Genomic DNA, 20,410 nt, shown 5'->3' on the forward strand with positions numbered 1-20,410 from the left:
TAGTTTATAATTGAGGTTCCAAGATGTTTGAACAGCATACAGATTATCAACCACCCAAAACAGTCATGCCATTGCATCCACAGATGACTATTTGTCAAGCAGACTACCCGCTGGATTGGTACCAACAAGATTTTATCCCTTATGCAGAGGAATATTTAGCATTACCCGACAGGAAATTAACCACTGTCATTGACTGGATGAGACCTTATATTACGAAAGCACAAAAGCACTTCGGGGACAAACTTCTGCTATTGGCTCATTATTATATGGGGGGCGACATTGTTCGTTTAGTTGAACAATTTGGCGGTAAAGTTGGAGATTCCTACCAGCTTGCGCTGATGGCAGCGAACCATCCTGAAAAAGAAGTGATCGTCGAATCAGCTGTCCATTTTATGGCAGAATCCATATCGGTTCTCGCACACCCACACCAACAAGTATTCATAACCAACCCTAAATCCGGTTGCACCATGGAAATGATGGCAAAGGATTACATGGTCGAACCTGCATTAATCGATTTAAATGAACGCTATGGGCAAGCAAATATTTTACCCATTTGTTATATGAATACATCGGGCCGCGTTAAGGCATTAACCGGTGCTCAAGGGGGCGCCGTATGTACGAGTTCGAACGCTGTAAAAATAGCGCGTTGGGCTTTGAGACAAAAAAAGAAAATTCTATTCATCCCAGATAGGCATATGGGTGAAAATATTGCTTATGAGCTTGGGATACAACAGTTAGCCTACTGGCCTGGGGGTACGGCTGGAGCGCAATATTCACTGTCCAATCAAGATGCTAAAACGTTGGCTGAATTTGATAAAGCTGACATGATTGTCTTTTCCAGTGAATGTGCCGTTCATACTTATTACACCGTCGACATGTGCCGTTATTGGCAAGAGCATGGTTATACCGTTGTTGTCCATCCGGAATGTTCACATCCTGTGTACAAGCAAGCTAATTTTACTGGCTCCACAGCATTCATCTGGGATCATGTCGTCAATGATCGAAGTCATACAAAACGTTATGCCATTGCCACTGAAAACCATTTAGTTGCTAACATGAAACAATACTGCAAACCGTTAGGCATTGATGTGGTGAATGTTGCCGAGGCGCCTAAAAAAGCCGGCGAGCCTGGCCTTGGATGTGGGTGCGCCACCATGTCGCGTAATGATCCGCCGCATCTTGTTGCCCTGTTGGATTTATTGCGGCAAGGAAATGATCTCGCCTATAACCAAGTTAAAGCCGGAGACGTGGTCAATGAATTTACCGGGCAAAGGAATCGGTTGACGCAAACTAATCAACAATGGGTGATTGACAATGCTAAGCTAGCACTACAGAAGATGATTGAAATCACTGAAGATTAGGTGTGTTTAAGTAGGCATGATAATCGGTGTAATTTGACTTTCAAATTGATAATTTGTCGTATAATGCTTTTGATAAAAACAAACAATCGGAACGGATTCTTCTCGATCGCCAATAACCAATGTTTCGAAAGGTCTATTCATAAATCGGGTAACCAAATTAAGCGTCCAATTAGTTCTAGGACTGGGTATTGTTAACTGCCATCGCTTTTCATCGAGTGATTTGATGCGAAGAAATTGCGATACTTTTTCCCGCTCACCCACACTATTGCGCATGCCAACAATTGCCGCCTTCTTTGCTTTCGGCGAGTCGAGTTGAAGACTATATAAACCCGAACCATCTCGGCGATTACAGATTAAGGCAGTGAGTTTTTTGGGTGGTTTTTTATCTTCAATATAACGCAGCCATCCTCTGTTGGCTGAAACAAATAACTCTTGATTTCCGTTGAAAAAGAATAAGTGGCCGGTTAATTGATGAAATTGACTCATTTCGAAAGTTAACTCATCAGATACTCGTTGGCGTTCACCCATATCACCATCAGCAGGACGAATATCTACTTTAAAATCAAACCCCTTGTCCTCTTTTGCTTTTAACCCAAAAACCCAATTTTTGGTAATAGGGTTATATCGAAAAAAAGATCGACCCACCTTCCATGAATTATGTTTTGGCCTATTCTTGGGCGCCTTATCATTCACTTTGTGATAGCTGATAATCGGTTGCAATTGCTCAGACAAAACCACCACATCGACTTTTCTTTGATCATCATGCTGTTGATAGGCAAAATAATAATAATAAACGTTGCCATCTTCATCGTTAGCATTTCCAGTAAACGTCCATTGCTGCCAAGGGTTCATGGGATGCAAATGGTTATTATCAGCAAAAACCTGCGTTGCTGCTAGCAAAAGCCAAATTAGAAACAGATAATGTCGTTTCGCCATCATAGGATACCCTTATCGTGCATGCACTGTGCTAATGACTGCCAAAAATTGCCAGAAAGTTGTGCCGTGACAACCACAAAATAATCTTCCCCCGTTGCATAGGGATAACATTTCACAGCATCTTTTTCCGTCATCACTACCGGTTTGGCTAAACTCCGATAGAGTTGTTGATTGTATACTTGATGATCAGAAAATTGCGTCTCATGAATCATCAAGCCAAGCCCTCTTAGTTGTTGATAAAAGCGCTGTGGATTGCCAATTCCAGCCACAGCGGTGATAGGTTGAGGCAGCAATTGCCAACTATAAGGACGATGGGAAGGCAAATGATATAATCCCGTCATTTTTAAATGCATCGGATATGCACCAGGCCAATCGCCATTGTGACTGACTAATAAATGCGCCTTTTTTAGCCGATTAGGCGTATCACGTAGAGGCCCCGCTGGCAAACAAAATCCATTTCCTAGTCCCCTTTCACCATCAATGACAATGATCTCGATGGCTCGATCCATCGATTGGTGCTGAAGGCCATCATCACTAATTATCACATCGCATTGGTATTTTTGATAACAATGCATAACAGCAGCTGCTCGGTTCGGCGCAATCACAACCGGCGCCCCGGTTTTCTTAACTATCAGTAATGGCTCATCACCCACTTCCGAAGCAAGATCATTGCTTAATACATCTCTTGGATAAATTCGGCTTCTACTGCCATAACCTCGACTAACCACGCCCACGTTTAATCCTTGTTGCTGGCAAAATTGAACCATAGCAATCACCAAGGGTGTTTTACCAACACCACCAACGCTAATATTGCCGACGACAATCACAGGGCAAGGCGTTGGTCGACGCAGAATATAACGTCCGAACGCTTGTTTACCAATATTGACGAGTTGATAAAGCCAGGTGAGGGGCAGTAACGCATAAGTTACTAACCGTTTAGGACCATACCAAAGCGTCATTAACCACTTTTCAATCATGCTTTTTCTAGCTCATTACTCAACTCATTCACAGAGGTTGACAGTTTATCTTGGTTCAAAATCAATTTCTTATAATAGCCATTGAATTTAAGCAATTGCTCATGGGTGCCTTGTTCAACAATTTGGCCTTTGTGCATAACCACAATATTATCTGCCTGTTGTATCGTCGATAATCGATGTGCAATCACTATTGTAGTACGATTTTGCATAATTTTCTCAAGCGCTTTTTGGATATATTTTTCTGATTCACTATCCAGTGCTGAGGTTGCTTCATCCAAAATCAAGATGGGTGAGTCCTTTAAGATTGCTCGGGCAATGGCTAACCGTTGTCGCTGACCACCGGATAATAATAACCCATTTTCACCCACTAGCGTATCATATCCATTTGGTAATTCACTAATGAAATCATGGGCATAAGCCATCTTCGCAGCGGCAATGATTGCTGTACGACTCGCATCTGCATTTGCATATGCAATATTATTGGCTAACGTGTCATTAAACAAAGTCACATGTTGGCTTACTAAGGACAATTGTTGTCGTAGACTGCGTAACGATATGCGATTGATATCATGACCATCGATGCTAATTTTCCCCTCAGCAACCTGGTAGAATCGAGGGATTAAACTTGCCAGGGTTGTTTTACCGCTGCCTGAATGACCAACCAATGCGACTGTTTGCCCTGCTTTGATACTTAAATTAATATCATTCAACACCCTTGGACCATTTCGATAAGCATATGAAACGTTTTCAAAGCAAATATCGCCCTTAATAGCATGGGGAAAATAATCGCCCGATTGATTTTCAATGGGACTATCCAGCAATTCAAACACGGATTCAGCGCCTGCCAATCCACGTTGAATGACCGCACTAATCGAAGACAGCGTTTTTAAAGGTTTTATCAATTGCAGCATCGCTGCAATAACCGCTAAAAACGATCCTGCTGTAATGGTTATCACCGTCGATAATTGTATGGAGGCAGTGACAATTAATGCTATGCCAATGGCAATGATGATTTGAACGCCAGACGTGTTGATTGCTTTGCTCATAGCAACCTTCATATCCTGAATACGTGAATGTTCATTGGCTTGGTTAAACTTGTTGATTTCATAATCTTCCCCACCAAACACACGCACAACTTGGTAGCCTTCGATCGCCTCACTGGCAATTTCCGTCACATGACCCATGGTTTTTTGCAATCGGTGAGACACTCGGCGAATGCGTTTATTGGTGATATTGACAATGATGCCAACGAACGGGACCGTAATCACAAACATTAATGCCAATTGCCAACAGATGATGAACATCACTGCAAACAAACCAATCACTAAGCAACCATTTTGGACTAAATCGGTTAAAGCATCGGCACTGACTTTTGCCACTTGTTCAACATCATAGAGAATTTTGGATAACAACTGTCCTGATGTGGATTGATCATAATAGTCTGCGGGCAATCGAACCACTTGGGTGAAAACATGGTGTCGCAACGCTTTCACAACCGAACGTGCCACCCACGTCATGCAATAGCCGCCCAAAGCACTTAAAATGCCTCGCGACGTAATTCCGATTAATACAATCCAGGGGATATAATGGACAAAGGTCATATCCACATCGATAAACCCCTTGTCCATAAAAGGTTTCATTAGGTAAGTGAACCCGGCATCAATGCCAGCGTAGGCGATATTAGCAAAAATACCTAGCACTAAAACAGGCCAGAATGGTTTTATAAATGTAAATAATCGGCGATAGAGATAGGTTGTATTCCGGTGTTCTCGTTTGGTCATAACTGAGGTAGGTATTTGAATTAGCGAGTATTGTAGCGCTTCTTACCCATGAAGGGAAATTTTTTTCCAGGCAACGACCGTTTATACCTAAGCCCTTACTTTAACCCGTTTACAAGGGTCTTGATTAGACCAGGACCTTGATAGATTAATCCCGTATAGACTTGCAGTAAATTAGCGCCTGCCGCAAGCCGTTCATTGGCAATATCAACACTATCAATGCCGCCAACGCTAATTAAGCATTTTTGCGGACCAAGAGCCTTTCGCAAAACACTCAGGCAATGCTGGGATTTTTGCGCAAGAGGACGACCACTCAGCCCCCCTTGCATTGAAGAATTCAGCAGCGACTCCACCGATTGATGATCGGCTGTCGTATTGGTTGCTATCATGCCATCCATTTCAAAATCACACACCCATTTTGCCATCTGTTGCAATGATTCATCCGCCTCATCCGGGGATATTTTAATCAAAATAGGTATTCGCTTTTGTTGGCTTTCTGTCAAGGATTCGCGAAGATTTTGCAATTCTTTTAACAAATCTGGGAAAAAATCAGGACCTTGTAATTTGCGTAAATCAGGGGTATTTGGCGATGAGATATTGATAGTAATATAATCGGCATAAGGATAAACCTTGGTCATGGCGATTTTATAATCGTCACTTGCATTTTCGATAGGCGTCGCCTTATTTTTACCGATGTTAATACCTAAGACACCATCATATTGAGTTTGCTTAAGGCGTTTAATGAGTGCATCAACGCCTTCGTTATTAAATCCCATCCGGTTAATCAACGCGTTTGCTTTGGGGAGGCGAAACAAACGGGGTTTGTCGTTGCCAGGCTGGGATAGTGGTGTTACTGTCCCGATTTCGATAAATGCTGGATGCAATTTCGCCAACCCTTTTAAGTGCTGGCCATCTTTGTCTAGCCCAGCCGCAATCCCCACTGGGTGTCTGAAATTAAGCCCCATGACTTGAACAGGTTTGTCTGCAACATTAGGAAATAGCCATCCCGGTAAGTGATCCAGTTGATTTAACGTCCAATTATGAGCTGTCTCTGCTTCTAGCTGGAACAATACCGGGCGAATCAATTTATATAGCATTATTCAACCGAGCACTGATGAGCCCAAACTCTCAGCATGGCATTCCCATCCTTTTGGTAGGGGTAGGCCACGTCACGAACCTCTGTTCCGTAATTTTCTTGCTGGAGGTGTAATAATACAGGCCCCAACATGTCAGACGCTTTGCCATACCGATCGATCAAGGGAAAAACTCTGACATCTTTAGCAACGCGTGCTAATTCCTTTAGCAATTCGACATGGAAGTCAATATCTTGATCTTCTAAGCCAAATAAATAATGGGACACCAAAGCAAATTCAAATTGAAAATGATCGAATGGTAACTGAAGTTCTGTGGCCGGCACGTACCGATTTTCTTCAAGACCAAGCTCATAATCAGCCAAAAACTGATTCATCCCCTGCTTTCTCTGCCACACCAATCTTTCCAACCCCCCACAAGAATGAAAATCAAAGCGATTCTTTTCCTTTTCGATCTCACTTAGCATGTCAGCAAAGATAAGGCTAGATTTAGCAGTCAGCGTATCCTTATCAAGGACAAACAGTGGATCGCAACTGGTTACATTCGGCAAGGAGGTATTGACAGCGCTCGGACCGCAACCAAATTCTAGGATAGGTTTTTTCAGATCATCTTCTTTTAAATCGAACATAAGCTGATAATCTACTGGACGATGGCCCCATAAAACCAATTTTCGCATAAAAGTCCCCTTTACACTGTCTACAACAAGGTTCAAGATTCGCTTATACTTATATTATAAATAAACAGTAAAGCAAATAAGAAAACAATATAAATAATAATAAAACATTAATGCTACTGTTTAAAAATAAAATACCATGGTTCGGTAACGTTTTAAAATATTTTGCATAATAAAATTTAATCGTTGGGTGCTTACTGGATCGATTAATGGAATAAACATCGCCTGATCCTTGAAGTTTCCAATGCAAAAAATTCAATACCATCCATGATTTGTCTTTTGACTTAAGATAGAAAAAGAAATACCTTAATAGGCAACGAAACTGTGAGGAAAAAAACATGTATCATGGACTCAATCTAATCAACGATGAATCCTTGTCATTACTGCGTGAAACGGTTTATCAATTTGCAAAAAATGAGATAGCCCCCAGAGCAGCCGATATTGATCGAGACAATCAATTCCCCAACGAGTTATGGCCAAAATTGGGTGAACTTGGCCTGCTCGGCATTACCGTCAGTGAATCATATGGCGGTGCAGGCATGGGGTATCTTGCGCATTGCATTGTCATGGAAGAGATTTCCAGAGCCTCAGCATCTGTTGGATTAAGCTACGGTGCCCACTCCAATTTATGTGTTAATCAAATCTTTCTGAATGGTAATGATGGCCAAAAAGATAAATATTTGCCTAAATTAATCAGTGGTGAACATATTGGTGCGCTGGCAATGAGTGAATCGAATTCCGGTTCAGATGTGGTCAGTATGCAATTATCGGCGGAAGATAGAGGCGATCATTTTTGTTTAAATGGCACCAAAATGTGGATTACCAATGGTCCCGATGCCAATGTGTTGGTCGTATACGCTAAGACGGATAAATCCGCTGGAAGCCGCGGCATAACTGCCTTTATCATTGAAAAAGGATTTGCTGGCTTTAAAACAGCTCAAAAGTTGGATAAGCTTGGCATGCGTGGCTCAAATACGTGTGAACTCGTATTTGAAGATTGTCTTGTCCCTAAAGAAAATATCTTAGGCAAATTAAACGGTGGCGTCGCGGTGTTAATGTCTGGGCTAGACTATGAACGGACTGTTTTAGCAGCGGGCCCTGTTGGTATTATGCATGCCTGTTTGGATGTCGTTATTCCTTATGTGCACGAAAGAAAGCAATTCGGCCAAGCCATTGGGGAGTTTCAATTTATCCAAGGAAAAATTGCTGATATGTATACCGAGCTAAATGCCTCCCGTGCCTATTTACATGCTGTGGCCAGCGCCTGTGACCGCGGCCATGTGAATCGCAAAGATGCTGCCAGTGTCATTTTGTATACGGCAGAAAAAGCAACGCAAATGGCCTTGCAAGCCATTCAAATTCTAGGCGGGAATGGTTATATTAACGAATACCCAACGGGTCGGCTATTACGTGATGCAAAACTCTATGAAATTGGTGCTGGTACATCGGAAATACGACGAATGCTAATTGGCAGAGAAATTTTTCAACAAACTAAGTAACGACAGGATAAATATTATGGACAAAAATGATATTGTAATTGTTGCAGCTAAAAGAACCCCCATGGGGGGGATGCTTGGCACATTATCTCAACTGAGTGCACCCGATTTAGGCGCGATTGCCCATCAAGCAGCCATGGAAGAAATTAATATTTCCATTTCGGATATACAAGAAGTTATCTCAGGATGCGTATTACAAGCAGGAATTGGTCAAGCACCTGCGCGCCAAGCGGCATTGAAAGCGGGAATTCCAACAACAGTCGGCGCAACAACTATCAATAAAATGTGTGGCTCTGGCTTGAAGGCCGTCATGTTAGCCCATGATATGATCAAAGCCGGCTCAGCAAACATTGTTCTGGCTTCAGGCATGGAAAGCATGAGTAATGCTCCCTACCTACTCAAAAAAGGTCGAGCAGGCTATCGCCTTGGCCATGACAAAGTCTACGACCATATGTTTCTGGATGGCCTAGAAGATGCCTACAATCCAGGCCAATTGATGGGTGTTTTCGCTGAACAAACCGCCGAAAAATTTAATTTCACGCGGGAGATGCAAGATGAGTTTGCAAGTCGTTCGATGAAGCGCGCATTAGAAGCAACTGAAAAAGGGAAATTCAATGCCGAAATGACCCACGTCACTATCAAATCAAGCAAAGGGGAAACAAAGGTTGATAAGGATGAGGGGCCCGATGCGGCTAAATTAGAAAAAATAGGTCGATTAAAGCCCGCTTTTAAAGAAAATGGTACGGTAACAGCTGCAAACAGTAGCTCGATTTCTGATGGTGCTGCAAGCCTTATACTCATGCGCGCTATTGATGCAGAGAAACATGGCATTCAACCATTAGCGAGGATTGTGGCCCATAGCTCTCACGCCCAAGCCCCCGAATGGTTTACTACCGCCCCGATTGATGCAATTAACAAAGTTTTAAACCGCGCTGGCTGGCGTGCTAACGATGTTGATTTATATGAAATCAATGAAGCATTTGCCGTTGTAACTATGGCAGCAATGATGCAATTAGATTTATCAGCAGACTGCGTGAACATCCATGGCGGCGCATGCGCATTAGGTCATCCAATCGGGGCATCAGGTGCTCGAATTTTAGTGACTTTGTTACACGCTTTAAAACAAAACCAACTCAAAAAAGGAATCGCCTCGTTATGTATCGGCGGTGGCGAAGCGGTTGCCGTGGCCGTAGAGATGGTTTAACCAATCAAGTATTTGGCAGGCATGAAGTGATCGTAGTGATCGTAGCCGGGATGAAGTGAAACGAAATCCGGGATGTTCGAAGTCCAAAATCCCGGATTACGGCTGCGCCTGCATCCGGGCTACATGGACTAGAAAACTTCCAAAATACCTAGTTATCCTCGATGTTGCCAAGAAAGAGGTATCAATATAAAGCCACTTAAACCAACAATTAAGAATGCCTCATAAAACCAGATAGCTTGACTTGATAAATTTTTGGGTGGAATGAATCCTGTGCTGATGACAAGCAAGCAAATGATTAATCCGCATAGGGCGATGAATTTTGCAAAAAGATTGCCGGGTATGGTAAAACGGCCCGGCTGACATAAATGTTTTTGCCGGAGTTCAATGAAAGCAAAAAACATCATGACATACACCAGCAATGCCATCTGTGCGGTTAAATCGGATAACAGCCAATAGGAAACATTAATATCATCAAATAAGACATACACCGAACTTAATAGCGTTAATAACCCCGCTTGAACCATTAATAGATTAACCGGAGCACCAAAGCGATTCGTCTTAGCTAACAAATGAGGTAAACAACCATCCTCAGCAGCAACCATCAGCCCTCGAGTTGGTCCAATAATCCAAGCACTCACACTACTCAATGCCCCGATAATAATAAAACAAGCAACCACTTGCGTCATCCAGGGCAGATGGTAGCTATTAAAAAAGATAGCAAATGCCTCCATTAATCCCGATACCAAGCTTAGTTTGGCATTTGGCACAACCATTGCGATAGCAAGCGAACCCATCACTAGGGTCAAGATGATAATTATCGTCGACCACAATAACGCTTTGGGATAATCTTTTTGAGGGTTTTCGACATCGCCAGCATGAACCGCCGACATTTCCATGCCAACTAGACCAAATAAAATTCCCCCTAATAGGATTAGTTCATTGTTATCATTATCCATCAGATGGGGAAAAAAGTGCTGCCAATCCATTTGGATACTAACTGGATGCCCCTGTAATAACCAAATAATACCAAGACTGATAATTATCACCATCGGTAACAGCGTGCCTACAATGGCACCCAAGATACTCACAAACCCGGATATGCGCATGCCAAAGCAATTGAGTAGAGTAAATAGCCAAAATAATAGGTTCACCGTTAACAACATCCAACCTTTATTACTAACCAGCATTGGTGAGGTTAATGTGGCAAGGGTAACCACAACAAAAACCATGATGGTGGGGTACCAGACAACATTATAGATCCACTGCAACCATATGGTAATAAAGGCGGCACGCTGGCCAAATGCCTGCTTTACCCAAATATAAATGCCGCCTGTTTTCGGCATGGCCGTGGCTAATTCTGCTGAAACAAGGGCAACAGGGATAAAAAACAAGAAAGCCGCAATGAGATAATAGAAAACTAGAGAAAAACCGTAAGCAGCACTGATAGGTAACGTTCTTAGGCTATCGACGGCAATGATGTTTATCATTACCAAGGTAAAGACACTCAAAGGTTTATCACTTGAGCGAGTAATTTTCATCGATGATTTATCTCATTATGTTGAGGCAACGTGAATCAATTTAAGAGATGCAAGGTTAATTATGCTTATTAAATTAACACCTTAGGCTATAAAAGGCAAGGTAAATTTATTTTAAGCAAGGAACCTAATGGCAAGCTGATGATTCACTTATTCCCATGGCTGCTTGATAATCAGGGCGCTCAAGAACCTAGCCGCTCATTTCCCTGCTTTAAAAAGATAGCACTATAGAGATAGTCATAATCTTTGATTGTTGAATAAGGTGCTAGACTCCATGGGTGGTATATTTTACCCGGGATCACTTCATTAGCATCCATTATCGCTTTGCGCCGGTCTACCCAACCATCATGTATTTGTTTGGCATTTTCTAGATAAGGTTGATAGTGATTGCGCTGTAAATCTTGCTTAATGCAATCAAAATGAAATCCCGTTGTGATGAACAAGCTATTATTATATTTGGCTATATTATCGATAGCCACTGCTTGATCTTCTTTTGGTAAATAGAGTAACGCATTTAACAAAAAGACCACATCAAATGGCTCAGGATACATGAAGTCTCGAAATGAACTTGCAGGCAAAAAAGTCACATTGTTTCGAATTTCTTGTTTTACTCGTATTAAATTTTCATCAATCCTTTCAAAAAAATTCTGCTCTTTAGGGTACATCCCTTTCAATACTTCGCACGGATAAATTGCACTTTTTCCAAAATCAAGAAAACTAGTTTCTTGATCACAACAAGCTACTTTGATTCGTTTTTCCGCTAATCGTTGATCCAAAGCCGTTGTTATCATAAAAGAATAGACTTCAGAGCCAATTGAACAAGCATGAAATAAAACACGAATCTCTTTTTTTTCTATGCTGGATATCATTTCACAGACAGTTTCTAACAGTATTCTGTTTCGAAAAAAAGCGGTTGTCCCAATACTTTTATCGGTAACAGGTCGTAAGCGAATCGGTATCATTTTTTCCTTTCTACAAATGATAAAAATACTATTTAATCAGTTTTTAGACTATTAGGAAATGATTCAAAGAGAGAAAAAAAGGCGATTATCAAGAACGCTGATTATGTGCAACATAAGGCCAACAAAAATCAAGAATTTTCCTGACTTTGACGGACAATATCTTCCACATTGTAGTAGCTCACACCGAGTTTGATTCTATCTCGGCCATTTTCCTTCCGCCAGCGATTGGTATCCCTTAATGAATACACGCACCCACAATATTCTTGTTTATAAAAATTTTCGCGTTTAGCAATTTCATACATTCGTTCTGAGCCGCCTTGCTTTCGCCAATTATAGGTCCAATACACCATGTTGGGGTACCGAGCGGCGGCTTTTTCACCCGAGGTATTAATTTGATTCATATCTTTCCAGCGAGATATACCAAGTGAGCTGCTTATCACAGGATAACCATGCTCATAGGCATATAAAGCGGTTCGCTCAAAGCGCATATCAAAACACGCAGAACAACGTTTTCCCCTTTCAGGTTCCCACTCTAGTCCTTTAATTCTTTCAAACCAATTATCTTTATCATAATCAGCATCGATAAAGGGAATTTGATGCTTATTGGCAAAGCGAATATTTTCTTCCTTTCGCATTTCATATTCCTGAACAGGGTGGATGTTCGGATTATAAAAAAATATCGCAAAGTCGATTCCTGAGGCTAAGATAGCTTCCATCACTTCACCGGAACAAGGGGCACAACAAGAATGCAGTAATAATTTATCGGCATCATTAGGAAGGGTTAATTTCTCTCTTTCAACAGCCATAACAGACCTTAGGGAATAATAAAATGTTCTCGGTAATATTTTAGCTCATCAATCGAATCTTTAATATCATCGAGGGCTAAATGTTTGGATTCTTTGGTAATGCCATTCATTAACGTGGGTTTCCAACGCTTCACCAGCTCCTTTAAGGTGCTCACATCTAAGTTACGATAATGAAAGAAACTCGCTAACTCCGGCATGTAGCGATATAAAAACCGTCTATCCTGACAGATACTATTCCCGCACATGGGAGATTTACCTTTATCAATATATTTTTCTAAGAAGGCAATGGTCTGCTTTTCTGCACGCTTCTCATCAATATCACTGCTTTTTACCCTTGCTACCAAACCAGAAGCATTATGTTGTCTGGTATTCCAGTCATCCATTCCATCCAAGACAACATCACTTTGATGGATTGCAAGCACAGGGCCTTCTGCGAGGATAGTCAGTTGGGCATCCGTTACCACCGTTGCAATTTCAATAATACGGTCAGTGTCAGGCTCAAGGCCTGTCATTTCCAGATCGATCCAAATTAAATTGCTACTTTTTTTCATTCTCTTTCCACATTTTTTGAATTATATCGATGCATGCTAATCGTCTAGCATCCAGTTCCAGTTTAATCTGCTGGTCTTTAAATCCCTGCTTTATCACATCTTGGGCCTGCACTTTAGCACATTCTGACAATAAATACCGCCATTTATCCCCTTGTGGAAAAGGCATCTTTCTCCCTGTGCCATTAATATCGGCTTCACTGACAACTAATAATTGCTCAAACCGGTGCGAGCGACGAAAGGCATCCGCATGATTAAGAACAAATAAAATCTCGTCCGAGGATAACTTATCCACTCGGTGAATCAATAAATGAAAACGGCAGACTAATAAGGCAAATGATTGATAATCATTGGGAATCTTAAGCCGTTTGCAAAGTTGTCTAATAATAGGCTCTCCCGCCTCGTCATGCCCTGGGTGGCTTGGCCAATCAGACATTTGGGTTTCTGCCTTTCCTAAATCATGAACCAGTGCTGCAAATCGCATGCAACTATTGTTGGTTTTCGTGGTGCAAGCTTGTAGCGAGTAGAGCGAGTGGATGCCGCTATCAATTTCGGGGTGATATGTCACTTTGTTAGGAACACCGAAGAGCTTATCCAACTCTGGAAAAATGATGGCTAAAGCGCCTATTTGACGCAACGTCACAAAAAACTGTTCTGGGTTATTTTCGCTCAAAGCACGTTCACATTCTTGCCAAACTCGTTCAGGAACCAGGTTTTCTAATTCCCCTGAGCGGGTCATTTGCGCCATGAGAATCCTTGTTTCGTCTGCCAGACGAAAGCCCATATGGTAATAACGGGCGATAAACCGTGCGACACGTAATACCCTCACTGGGTCTTCAATAAATGCGTTTGAGACATGTCGGATTAGCTTTGCTTCTAAGTCAGCCTGACCACCGTAAGGGTCGATGAGATTCCCTTGTTCATCCATCGCCATGGCATTGATGGTTAAATCACGTCGCTTTAAATCCTCTTCTAATGTGACATCGGGTGAAAAATCGACCTCAAATCCATAATATCCCTTGCCCTTTTTTCGTTCTAACCGAGCTAAGGCATATTCTTCTTTACTTTTAGGGTGCAAAAATACGGGGAAATCTTTTCCCACTTGTTCATACCCTAAATCAAGCATTTGTTGACGAGTTGCACCCGTGACAACATAATCTTTTTCGGTATAGGGATATCCTAACAACGAATCACGAACAGCACCGCCGACCAAATAAATTTTCACGCCCTTACCTTTCTTTCATTCATCATGTAAACTTACTAATAATCTATCACAGCCTATCAAGCATATACCCACTGGCATAATAACAATTTTATGAGCAAACGAAAACTTTCAAAACAACAACGTGAGCGTATCAAAGCTCAAGAAAACAAATTATCCTTCGATAATGAGCGCGTTCTACCAGGACTTGTTATCGCTCGATTTGGGCAACTTGCTGAAATTGAGTCAGAAAGCGCTGAGCGCATCATTTGTGCTATTCGACCCAATATCCCGGATATTGTTGCAGGCGATCGAATTTCCTGGGTTAGCGAAGGAGTCGATCAAGGCGTCGTTGTCAGTTGCCTGCCACGCTATTCGAGTTTATATCGTTCAAGCCCTAGGCGGAAGAAATTAATTGCGGCGAATGTGACACAATTAATGATTGTTATTGCCCCGGAACCAGCCTACTCCGCCATGTTGTTAGATAGTTATCTCGTGGTCGCAGAACTTAATCATATAAAACCCACGATTGTGATTAATAAAACGGATTTGCCTTGTGATGTGCTCTTGCAAGAAATTTCGGATATTTATCGCCCCCTTGGTTATAACTTTACGAAAACCTCCCTTGATCAACAGCAGGCTGATACGGAACTCACCCCTTTCCTTAACCATGAAGTCAGCGTGTTTGTCGGCCAATCCGGTGTTGGAAAATCCTCTATCATCAATCGATTATTACCCCATGAAACGCTACAAACAGCCAACATCTCAACCATCGCACAACTGGGTAAACACACCACCAGTCAATCTCGATACTATCATTTACCCCAAGGGGGTGCTCTAATTGACTCCCCAGGTATTCGCGAATTTGGTCTTTGGGGAACGGACTTAAGAACATTATGCCAAGGATTTATTGACATAGCCCCGATTACCCAAAAGTGCCAATTTCGAGATTGCAATCATGAAACGAGCCGTGGATGTGCAGTCATGGAAGCGGTTGAAAAAGGCGATATCCATCCCAGCCGCTATCGCAGTTTAATCCAACTTGCACATCAGTTTGAAAAACGATAAGTCCTTATTTTGGCGTTGCAATAATATATATTCCCTTGACGAGATGCCCCGGTTTAAAGTACTGGGCATCAAACCACATACTGTCAAATCGATCCACATTGGTCATGGTGAGACCTTCAATAAAGGGTTTTGCAGGATTCAAAAAATGAGCCGCGGGATCGGCAAGTATAAGGCTGTCAAATGCGGGATCAAACTTCCCTCCTGGCATATTTATCCCGCTCACAACCTCCCAGTGCCCTCCCCAATCAATCCACTCAACAATGACGGGGATCCCTTTTTTAAGATTATCATGCAGCATTTTTGGGTTGCCGTTTTCACCATAGGTGACGTTAAATCCGTGCGATTTTAACCAGGTAACGATTTGCTTTGGGGACGTTCCCGAATTACTATTAGACCCCATCTCTTTTGCAATGGTTAGCTCTGTTTTTCGAGTCATTTGCGAGTCAGATAACATGCCATAGAACCGCATTAATTGCATGGCCGTTGATGGCCCGCAAGTATAGTCTTCTGTTTGTTGATAGCCTTTCACATTCAATAAGATGAATTGGTCGTTTGGCGAAAAGCCATAATACTGGCGAACTGCGTTTTTTAAGCTTTCTGGCGCACTTGGGCTCGGGTTTTCTGCAGAGGCAAAGAAGGATAGCGCAAAAAGGCTACATCCTAACAGGAATGTGGATAGTTTCATGGAAATACCCTTCTATTTGGTAATAAGAATTATGAGTGCCACTAAAAACGTCCCCCAGTCAAAGACCCTAGCAGTGAAACATTCCTGCTCATGAATGATGATAGTTTTTATCAAATCGATGCAATCGGTAATTTGCCTGCTTTTCAGCATAGTCCAACGCAGACTCAACCGATTCGGATTGTGAGAAAAATGATTCCATCGCTTGGTCAAGTATAATTCTTAACTGGTTTTGTGGTCCCCAGGTAATCGGTGCAGACGTTTGCGCATGGATTAAGTCTTGAGAGGCGATTTTAAGTAATTCCGATTGGGGTTGAACATGTTCGATATCCACCATTGGCAAATAACCGGTGTTTAGGTACCAATCCCACTGGGTATTAGGTTGAGCTAAAAAAGAAAGCCAGGCCTGAACGCCTGATTTTTTTTGTGGACTCTTTGGCTTGACCACCCATAAAGCCGCTCCGCCAAACGTATTCGCATAACGCGTGTGGCTAATATCCTTATCAACAGGAAGCGGCGCGATGCCAACTGGAAACTTAACCATTTTCTGCAAGCTCTGCCAGGCCCCTGAAGATTGGCTGAATATCACACATGTCTGACTGGTAAACAAATGGGTCGCATCACTATCACGTCCACCATAACGGAAAAAACGCTGTTGCTGCCATCGTTTTAATCGGTACAAATGATGGATAATAGCAGGTTGTTTATAGCGAACAGCTTTTGGATTATCCGGCGCAATCAGGGACAACCCATGCAAACTCGCAAATGACTCAAAATGAAGCCATGCTGGGAAAGCGGTGGTATAACCACAGCCATACCCCGCTTTTTTAAGCTTTGTTAACACCAATTCAAAGGCTTGCCAAGTTGTGGGAAAAGGTTGATTTGGTGCAACTTTTTGCAAAGCTTCTTTATTATAATACATCACCGGAACTGACACATTTAAAGGGTATGCCATTAAAATCTGGTTACGACTGTAGTACTGCTTCACAGCTGGCAATAATCGTGATACTTGCTCAGGGGTTAGAAGTGTGTCCACGGGTGACAAACTATCTTGTGCAGCAACCATGGCATCACGCCCTACTTCAAACACTTGAACCATATCAGGAGGATGGCCTGCATGAAAGGCCGCTGCAAAGCTGGTCAACGACTCAATATAATTGCCTTTATAGACCAAATTAACACGATAATCTGATTGAGAATTATTAAATTGATCGGCCATACTCTGAAACTGATGTGCTAATGAACCAGCAAAAGAATGCCATATTGTCAGGGTTTCTTGGGCAGAAACATATGGGGTAAATTGGCATAGGAGGATTATCGATAGTAAACGAATCATAGTCATAATAGATCAGGGTAATCGGTAAACAAGCCATCTACTCCCCAACTTAAGAGTTTGTTGGCGAGGCGTTTACGGTTTACGGTATAAACAGCCACAGCGTATCCTTTTTCCTTAATCGATGTCACGTGAGCACGGGTGGCAATTTTATAATGCAGATGGACAGAATAAGCCGATAGATAGTCTGCTTTTTGCTGCCAATTATCATCCCATTCGTGCATTAAAAGCCCTAACGGTAATTCAGGGGAAATGGAGCGTGCGCACAATAACGCTTCATAATCAAAACTTGAAACTAAAGGTAACGAGCGGTTATGCGGCCAATGTCGATTGATGTGGGTTAATACCACCATCGTTGTTTCTTCTGTTGTACCAGGATAGGGCTTAATCTCAATATTGGCTTTCATGTTGGTTAAACTAAGCCATTTGAGCGCATCTTTCAAATGCGGTATTTTTTCACCTTTGAATTGACGATGAAACCATTTTCCAGCATCCAACGATTGTAAATATTCAGCTGTCACTTGACCAATTTCACCACGACCATTGGTCGTTCGTTTTAATTTGTCGTCATGGAATACAAACGGTTCGCCATCTTGACTAAGCATGACATCAAACTCAATCATCAAACAGCCCAAAGCCAAAGCTTTATCAAACGCTGCAATCGTATTCTCGGGGGCATAACCTGACGCCCCGCGATGCGCGATAAGGGTCTCAATCATTTATTGTTGTCGCTAGAATCTGAACGATTAGACGCTAAAACGACGAGCGCTTGCATGGTTATTTTGTTAGAAACAGCAATACTAGGCGCTTTTGCCAGTGCCGTTAACACCATTGTATTTTCTCTCGCCCGTTGCGCCATTGGGAATGGTTGAACTTGGCCTGGTTCAGTAAATATTAACTGGTTTAAAGAATAATGCTGATCCGGAAATTGTTTGTTTAATTGGTCAATTTCAATTGTTACCTGTTGATAAAGTTTCTGTCTTAAACTCACTTTTCCTTTTTCGATATCAGCCAACCCTGGCTCAAAATTAATCTGACTAATGAGGTAGGCAAGCCCTGGCTTACTGACTGATTTGGCACGTTGATAGACTTGGTTCAGTTGTGTTTGTTCGATCCGCGCTTGTGCTTGAACGGTCAATTTTTCTAATCCCGAGCTATCTTGTGAACGATCGAATTGAGTAATATTCCATTCACCCTTTGCGATCGTTTGTAACTGAGTCATAATTTGGCCACGCGTTTTAACCATGTCAGCATCATTCAAAGTTGCACTGACAACCACTTGCAAAAGCGCTGTTTCTGTTTTCACCCATTGCTTTGCCGATAAGGTTAAATACACTTTGTCTAAAGCGGGCTTTTCAATAACACCAGCCAAGGTCTGTTGACCAACAAAGACCATCGCTAGGAGCGCTAGAACTTTTTTCATTCTTCCATCCCATGATTTTGAATTCATTAGATTATATACTCGTGATCAATCAAAATGCGAGGATTTATAGGCGTTTATTTTTTATCCCATGTAAAGATATTCTTAACATGACCGTTGATTTCATTTGCAAAAAGGACTATAACAGGGAAAGAAAAAATAACCGGAGTAATCCAAATGATGGCTAGCCAGCATCTCTCCCAAACAAATCACTCTGACAATTCAACCCAAATTGACATCATGGACTATGCCCTTTCTCATGATTTTGGGGACATTCACTTAAAAACTGATACTAAAACCGGCATGATGGCGATTATCGCTATTCATGATACCACCCTTGGACCAGCGCTAGGCGGATGTCGTTTCATCGAATACCCTAATTCAAATGCAGCGATTTATGATGCAATGCGGTTAGCGAGAGGTATGAGTTATAAAGCCGCTTGCGTTAATTTACCTTTAGGCGGCGGAAAGTCAGTTATCATAAAACCCCCTCATGCCTTTGATCGCGAAGCATACTTTAACGAATTTGGTCAATTCATTGAATCATTAAATGGTCGTTATATTACTGCGCTCGATAGCGGTACTGAGCTTGCTGATATGGACACAATCGGCAAGCATACACGCTATGTGGCCAGTTTATCAGAACATAATGGCGACCCTTCCCCTTACACCGCTCTTGGTGTTCTGAGAGGGATAGAAGCAGCTGTTGAGTTTAAGTTAGGACAAACTAATCTATCAGGGTTGCATATTGCCATTCAAGGCCTAGGACATGTCGGCTACCAATTGGCTAAATTTCTCCATGAACGAGGTGCGAAATTAACTGTATCCGATATTAAGGAATCAAGGTTAATGCAGGCACAAAAAGAATTCGGAGCAACGGTGGTTGACACCCATAGCATTCATCAAGTCGCTTGTGATGTCTTTTCGCCTTGCGCGTTAGGAGCGGGGTTAAATGACAAGACTATTCCTGAGCTAAACACGGGCATTATTGCTGGTGCTGCCAATAATCAGCTAGCTCACTCCTATCATGGTCAATCGTTGTTTGAGCGAGGAATTCTATTTGCTGTGGACTACGTCATTAATGCGGGTGGGTTAATATATGCCTATAGCCACTATAATAATGAACGTGAAGTAAGCCATGTTGAACAACGTGTCAATAATATTAAAACGTCTTTATTGGAGTTTTTCGAACGCAGCGAGCGAAAAGAAAAGCCAGTCAATGAGATTGCTGATCAATATGCACGTGAAAAAATAGCTGCCGCAAAACAAAAATAGCTCAATACAGTTTAGGCATTGACCGATGAATGATTCATCTGACTGGTAAATGCCTAAACGAAA

The 20,410-nt window shown here is 42.1% G+C and carries 19 protein-coding genes; 5 read left to right on the top strand and 14 right to left on the bottom strand.

All coding sequences use genetic code 11. The annotated features are described in order from the left end of the window. Positions 1-23: 23 nt before the first annotated feature. On the top strand, positions 24-1,361 hold the full coding sequence (gene nadA, locus AB3348_RS02885; protein ID WP_367606043.1) for a quinolinate synthase NadA: 1,338 nt from the start codon (positions 24-26) through the stop codon (positions 1,359-1,361). Positions 1,362-1,367: 6 nt separating this feature from the next. On the opposite strand, the gene AB3348_RS02890 is transcribed toward nadA, so the two are convergent. From AB3348_RS02890 to AB3348_RS02910, 5 genes are all read right to left on the bottom strand, one after another. Next, on the bottom strand, positions 1,368-2,300 hold the full coding sequence (locus tag AB3348_RS02890; RefSeq protein WP_367606044.1) for a hypothetical protein: 933 nt from the start codon (positions 2,298-2,300) through the stop codon (positions 1,368-1,370). After that, entirely contained in the window at positions 2,297-3,274 is a 978-nt protein-coding gene (gene lpxK, locus AB3348_RS02895; protein WP_367606045.1) for a tetraacyldisaccharide 4'-kinase, read from the bottom strand. Before lpxK ends, AB3348_RS02890 begins: the two co-directional genes overlap by 4 nt. Continuing rightward, positions 3,271-5,055, bottom strand: a complete 1,785-nt coding sequence (msbA, locus tag AB3348_RS02900; protein ID WP_367606046.1) for a lipid A export permease/ATP-binding protein MsbA — start codon at positions 5,053-5,055, stop codon at positions 3,271-3,273. Before msbA ends, lpxK begins: the two co-directional genes overlap by 4 nt. 95 nt (positions 5,056-5,150) lie before the next feature. After that, positions 5,151-6,149, bottom strand: a complete 999-nt coding sequence (locus AB3348_RS02905; RefSeq protein WP_367606047.1) for a quinone-dependent dihydroorotate dehydrogenase — start codon at positions 6,147-6,149, stop codon at positions 5,151-5,153. After that, entirely contained in the window at positions 6,149-6,820 is a 672-nt protein-coding gene (locus AB3348_RS02910; RefSeq protein ID WP_367606048.1) for a hypothetical protein, read from the bottom strand. Before AB3348_RS02910 ends, AB3348_RS02905 begins: the two co-directional genes overlap by 1 nt. A 335-nt stretch (positions 6,821-7,155) precedes the next feature. Between AB3348_RS02910 and AB3348_RS02915 the strand changes: the two genes are divergently transcribed. Further along, a complete protein-coding gene (locus AB3348_RS02915) occupies positions 7,156-8,316 on the top strand; it encodes an isovaleryl-CoA dehydrogenase (RefSeq protein WP_367606049.1) in 1,161 nt (386 codons plus the stop codon). A 16-nt stretch (positions 8,317-8,332) separates the two neighbouring features. Further along, positions 8,333-9,517, top strand: coding sequence for an acetyl-CoA C-acyltransferase (locus AB3348_RS02920; protein ID WP_367606050.1), 1,185 nt, complete (start codon positions 8,333-8,335; stop codon positions 9,515-9,517). A gap of 152 nt (positions 9,518-9,669) precedes the next feature. Here AB3348_RS02920 and AB3348_RS02925 read toward each other — a convergent pair whose 3' ends face one another. From AB3348_RS02925 to AB3348_RS02945, 5 genes are all read right to left on the bottom strand, one after another. Then, a complete protein-coding gene (locus AB3348_RS02925) occupies positions 9,670-11,055 on the bottom strand; it encodes an APC family permease (protein ID WP_367606051.1) in 1,386 nt (461 codons plus the stop codon). Positions 11,056-11,234: 179 nt separating this feature from the next. Continuing rightward, the gene (locus AB3348_RS02930) at positions 11,235-12,014 is read right to left on the bottom strand and encodes a CheR family methyltransferase (RefSeq protein WP_367606052.1); all 780 of its coding nucleotides are present in this window, start codon (positions 12,012-12,014) and stop codon (positions 11,235-11,237) included. A gap of 128 nt (positions 12,015-12,142) precedes the next feature. After that, a complete protein-coding gene (locus AB3348_RS02935; RefSeq protein ID WP_367606053.1) occupies positions 12,143-12,820 on the bottom strand; it encodes an epoxyqueuosine reductase QueH in 678 nt (225 codons plus the stop codon). A gap of 8 nt (positions 12,821-12,828) precedes the next feature. Then, a complete protein-coding gene (orn, locus tag AB3348_RS02940; RefSeq protein WP_367606054.1) occupies positions 12,829-13,371 on the bottom strand; it encodes an oligoribonuclease in 543 nt (180 codons plus the stop codon). Then, positions 13,358-14,593: a multifunctional CCA addition/repair protein gene (locus AB3348_RS02945; protein WP_367606055.1), complete on the bottom strand. Its 1,236-nt coding sequence runs from the start codon at positions 14,591-14,593 to the stop codon at positions 13,358-13,360. Before AB3348_RS02945 ends, orn begins: the two co-directional genes overlap by 14 nt. A 90-nt stretch (positions 14,594-14,683) precedes the next feature. Between AB3348_RS02945 and rsgA the strand changes: the two genes are divergently transcribed. Then, the gene (gene rsgA, locus AB3348_RS02950) at positions 14,684-15,637 is read left to right on the top strand and encodes a ribosome small subunit-dependent GTPase A (RefSeq protein ID WP_367606056.1); all 954 of its coding nucleotides are present in this window, start codon (positions 14,684-14,686) and stop codon (positions 15,635-15,637) included. Between the two features lie 4 nt (positions 15,638-15,641). Here rsgA and AB3348_RS02955 read toward each other — a convergent pair whose 3' ends face one another. From AB3348_RS02955 to AB3348_RS02970, 4 genes are all read right to left on the bottom strand, one after another. After that, positions 15,642-16,322 carry a C39 family peptidase gene (locus AB3348_RS02955; RefSeq protein ID WP_367606057.1) on the bottom strand — a complete coding sequence of 227 codons (681 nt, stop codon included), beginning with the start codon at positions 16,320-16,322 and terminating at the stop codon, positions 15,642-15,644. 88 nt (positions 16,323-16,410) lie between these two features. Then, the gene (locus AB3348_RS02960) at positions 16,411-17,661 is read right to left on the bottom strand and encodes an extracellular solute-binding protein (RefSeq protein WP_367606058.1); all 1,251 of its coding nucleotides are present in this window, start codon (positions 17,659-17,661) and stop codon (positions 16,411-16,413) included. Next, positions 17,658-18,371 carry a glycerophosphodiester phosphodiesterase gene (gene ugpQ, locus AB3348_RS02965; RefSeq protein WP_367606059.1) on the bottom strand — a complete coding sequence of 238 codons (714 nt, stop codon included), beginning with the start codon at positions 18,369-18,371 and terminating at the stop codon, positions 17,658-17,660. Before ugpQ ends, AB3348_RS02960 begins: the two co-directional genes overlap by 4 nt. Then, a complete protein-coding gene (locus AB3348_RS02970) occupies positions 18,368-19,075 on the bottom strand; it encodes a hypothetical protein (RefSeq protein WP_367606060.1) in 708 nt (235 codons plus the stop codon). The genes ugpQ and AB3348_RS02970 overlap by 4 nt, the downstream gene beginning before the upstream one ends. Positions 19,076-19,249: 174 nt before the next feature. Between AB3348_RS02970 and AB3348_RS02975 the strand changes: the two genes are divergently transcribed. Continuing rightward, on the top strand, positions 19,250-20,347 hold the full coding sequence (locus AB3348_RS02975) for a Leu/Phe/Val dehydrogenase (RefSeq protein ID WP_367606061.1): 1,098 nt from the start codon (positions 19,250-19,252) through the stop codon (positions 20,345-20,347). Positions 20,348-20,410: the final 63 nt, after the last annotated feature.

This window comes from Legionella sp. W05-934-2 (assembly GCF_964199965.1).
Lineage (GTDB): Bacteria > Pseudomonadota > Gammaproteobacteria > Legionellales > Legionellaceae > JAFIFT01.

Bases quoted from the DNA above. Each gene is read 5' to 3' on its own strand.
- nadA (WP_367606043.1), top strand. From the start codon at position 24: ATGTTTGAACAGCATACAGATTATCAACCACCCAAAACAGTCATGCCA.
- AB3348_RS02890 (WP_367606044.1), bottom strand. From the start codon at position 2,300: ATGATGGCGAAACGACATTATCTGTTTCTAATTTGGCTTTTGCTAGCA.
- lpxK (WP_367606045.1), bottom strand. From the start codon at position 3,274: ATGATTGAAAAGTGGTTAATGACGCTTTGGTATGGTCCTAAACGGTTA.
- msbA (WP_367606046.1), bottom strand. From the start codon at position 5,055: ATGACCAAACGAGAACACCGGAATACAACCTATCTCTATCGCCGATTA.
- AB3348_RS02905 (WP_367606047.1), bottom strand. From the start codon at position 6,149: ATGCTATATAAATTGATTCGCCCGGTATTGTTCCAGCTAGAAGCAGAG.
- AB3348_RS02910 (WP_367606048.1), bottom strand. From the start codon at position 6,820: ATGCGAAAATTGGTTTTATGGGGCCATCGTCCAGTAGATTATCAGCTT.
- AB3348_RS02915 (WP_367606049.1), top strand. From the start codon at position 7,156: ATGTATCATGGACTCAATCTAATCAACGATGAATCCTTGTCATTACTG.
- AB3348_RS02920 (WP_367606050.1), top strand. From the start codon at position 8,333: ATGGACAAAAATGATATTGTAATTGTTGCAGCTAAAAGAACCCCCATG.
- AB3348_RS02925 (WP_367606051.1), bottom strand. From the start codon at position 11,055: ATGAAAATTACTCGCTCAAGTGATAAACCTTTGAGTGTCTTTACCTTG.
- AB3348_RS02930 (WP_367606052.1), bottom strand. From the start codon at position 12,014: ATGATACCGATTCGCTTACGACCTGTTACCGATAAAAGTATTGGGACA.
- AB3348_RS02935 (WP_367606053.1), bottom strand. From the start codon at position 12,820: ATGGCTGTTGAAAGAGAGAAATTAACCCTTCCTAATGATGCCGATAAA.
- orn (WP_367606054.1), bottom strand. From the start codon at position 13,371: ATGAAAAAAAGTAGCAATTTAATTTGGATCGATCTGGAAATGACAGGC.
- rsgA (WP_367606056.1), top strand. From the start codon at position 14,684: ATGAGCAAACGAAAACTTTCAAAACAACAACGTGAGCGTATCAAAGCT.
- AB3348_RS02955 (WP_367606057.1), bottom strand. From the start codon at position 16,322: ATGAAACTATCCACATTCCTGTTAGGATGTAGCCTTTTTGCGCTATCC.
- AB3348_RS02960 (WP_367606058.1), bottom strand. From the start codon at position 17,661: ATGACTATGATTCGTTTACTATCGATAATCCTCCTATGCCAATTTACC.
- ugpQ (WP_367606059.1), bottom strand. From the start codon at position 18,371: ATGATTGAGACCCTTATCGCGCATCGCGGGGCGTCAGGTTATGCCCCC.
- AB3348_RS02970 (WP_367606060.1), bottom strand. From the start codon at position 19,075: ATGAAAAAAGTTCTAGCGCTCCTAGCGATGGTCTTTGTTGGTCAACAG.
- AB3348_RS02975 (WP_367606061.1), top strand. From the start codon at position 19,250: ATGATGGCTAGCCAGCATCTCTCCCAAACAAATCACTCTGACAATTCA.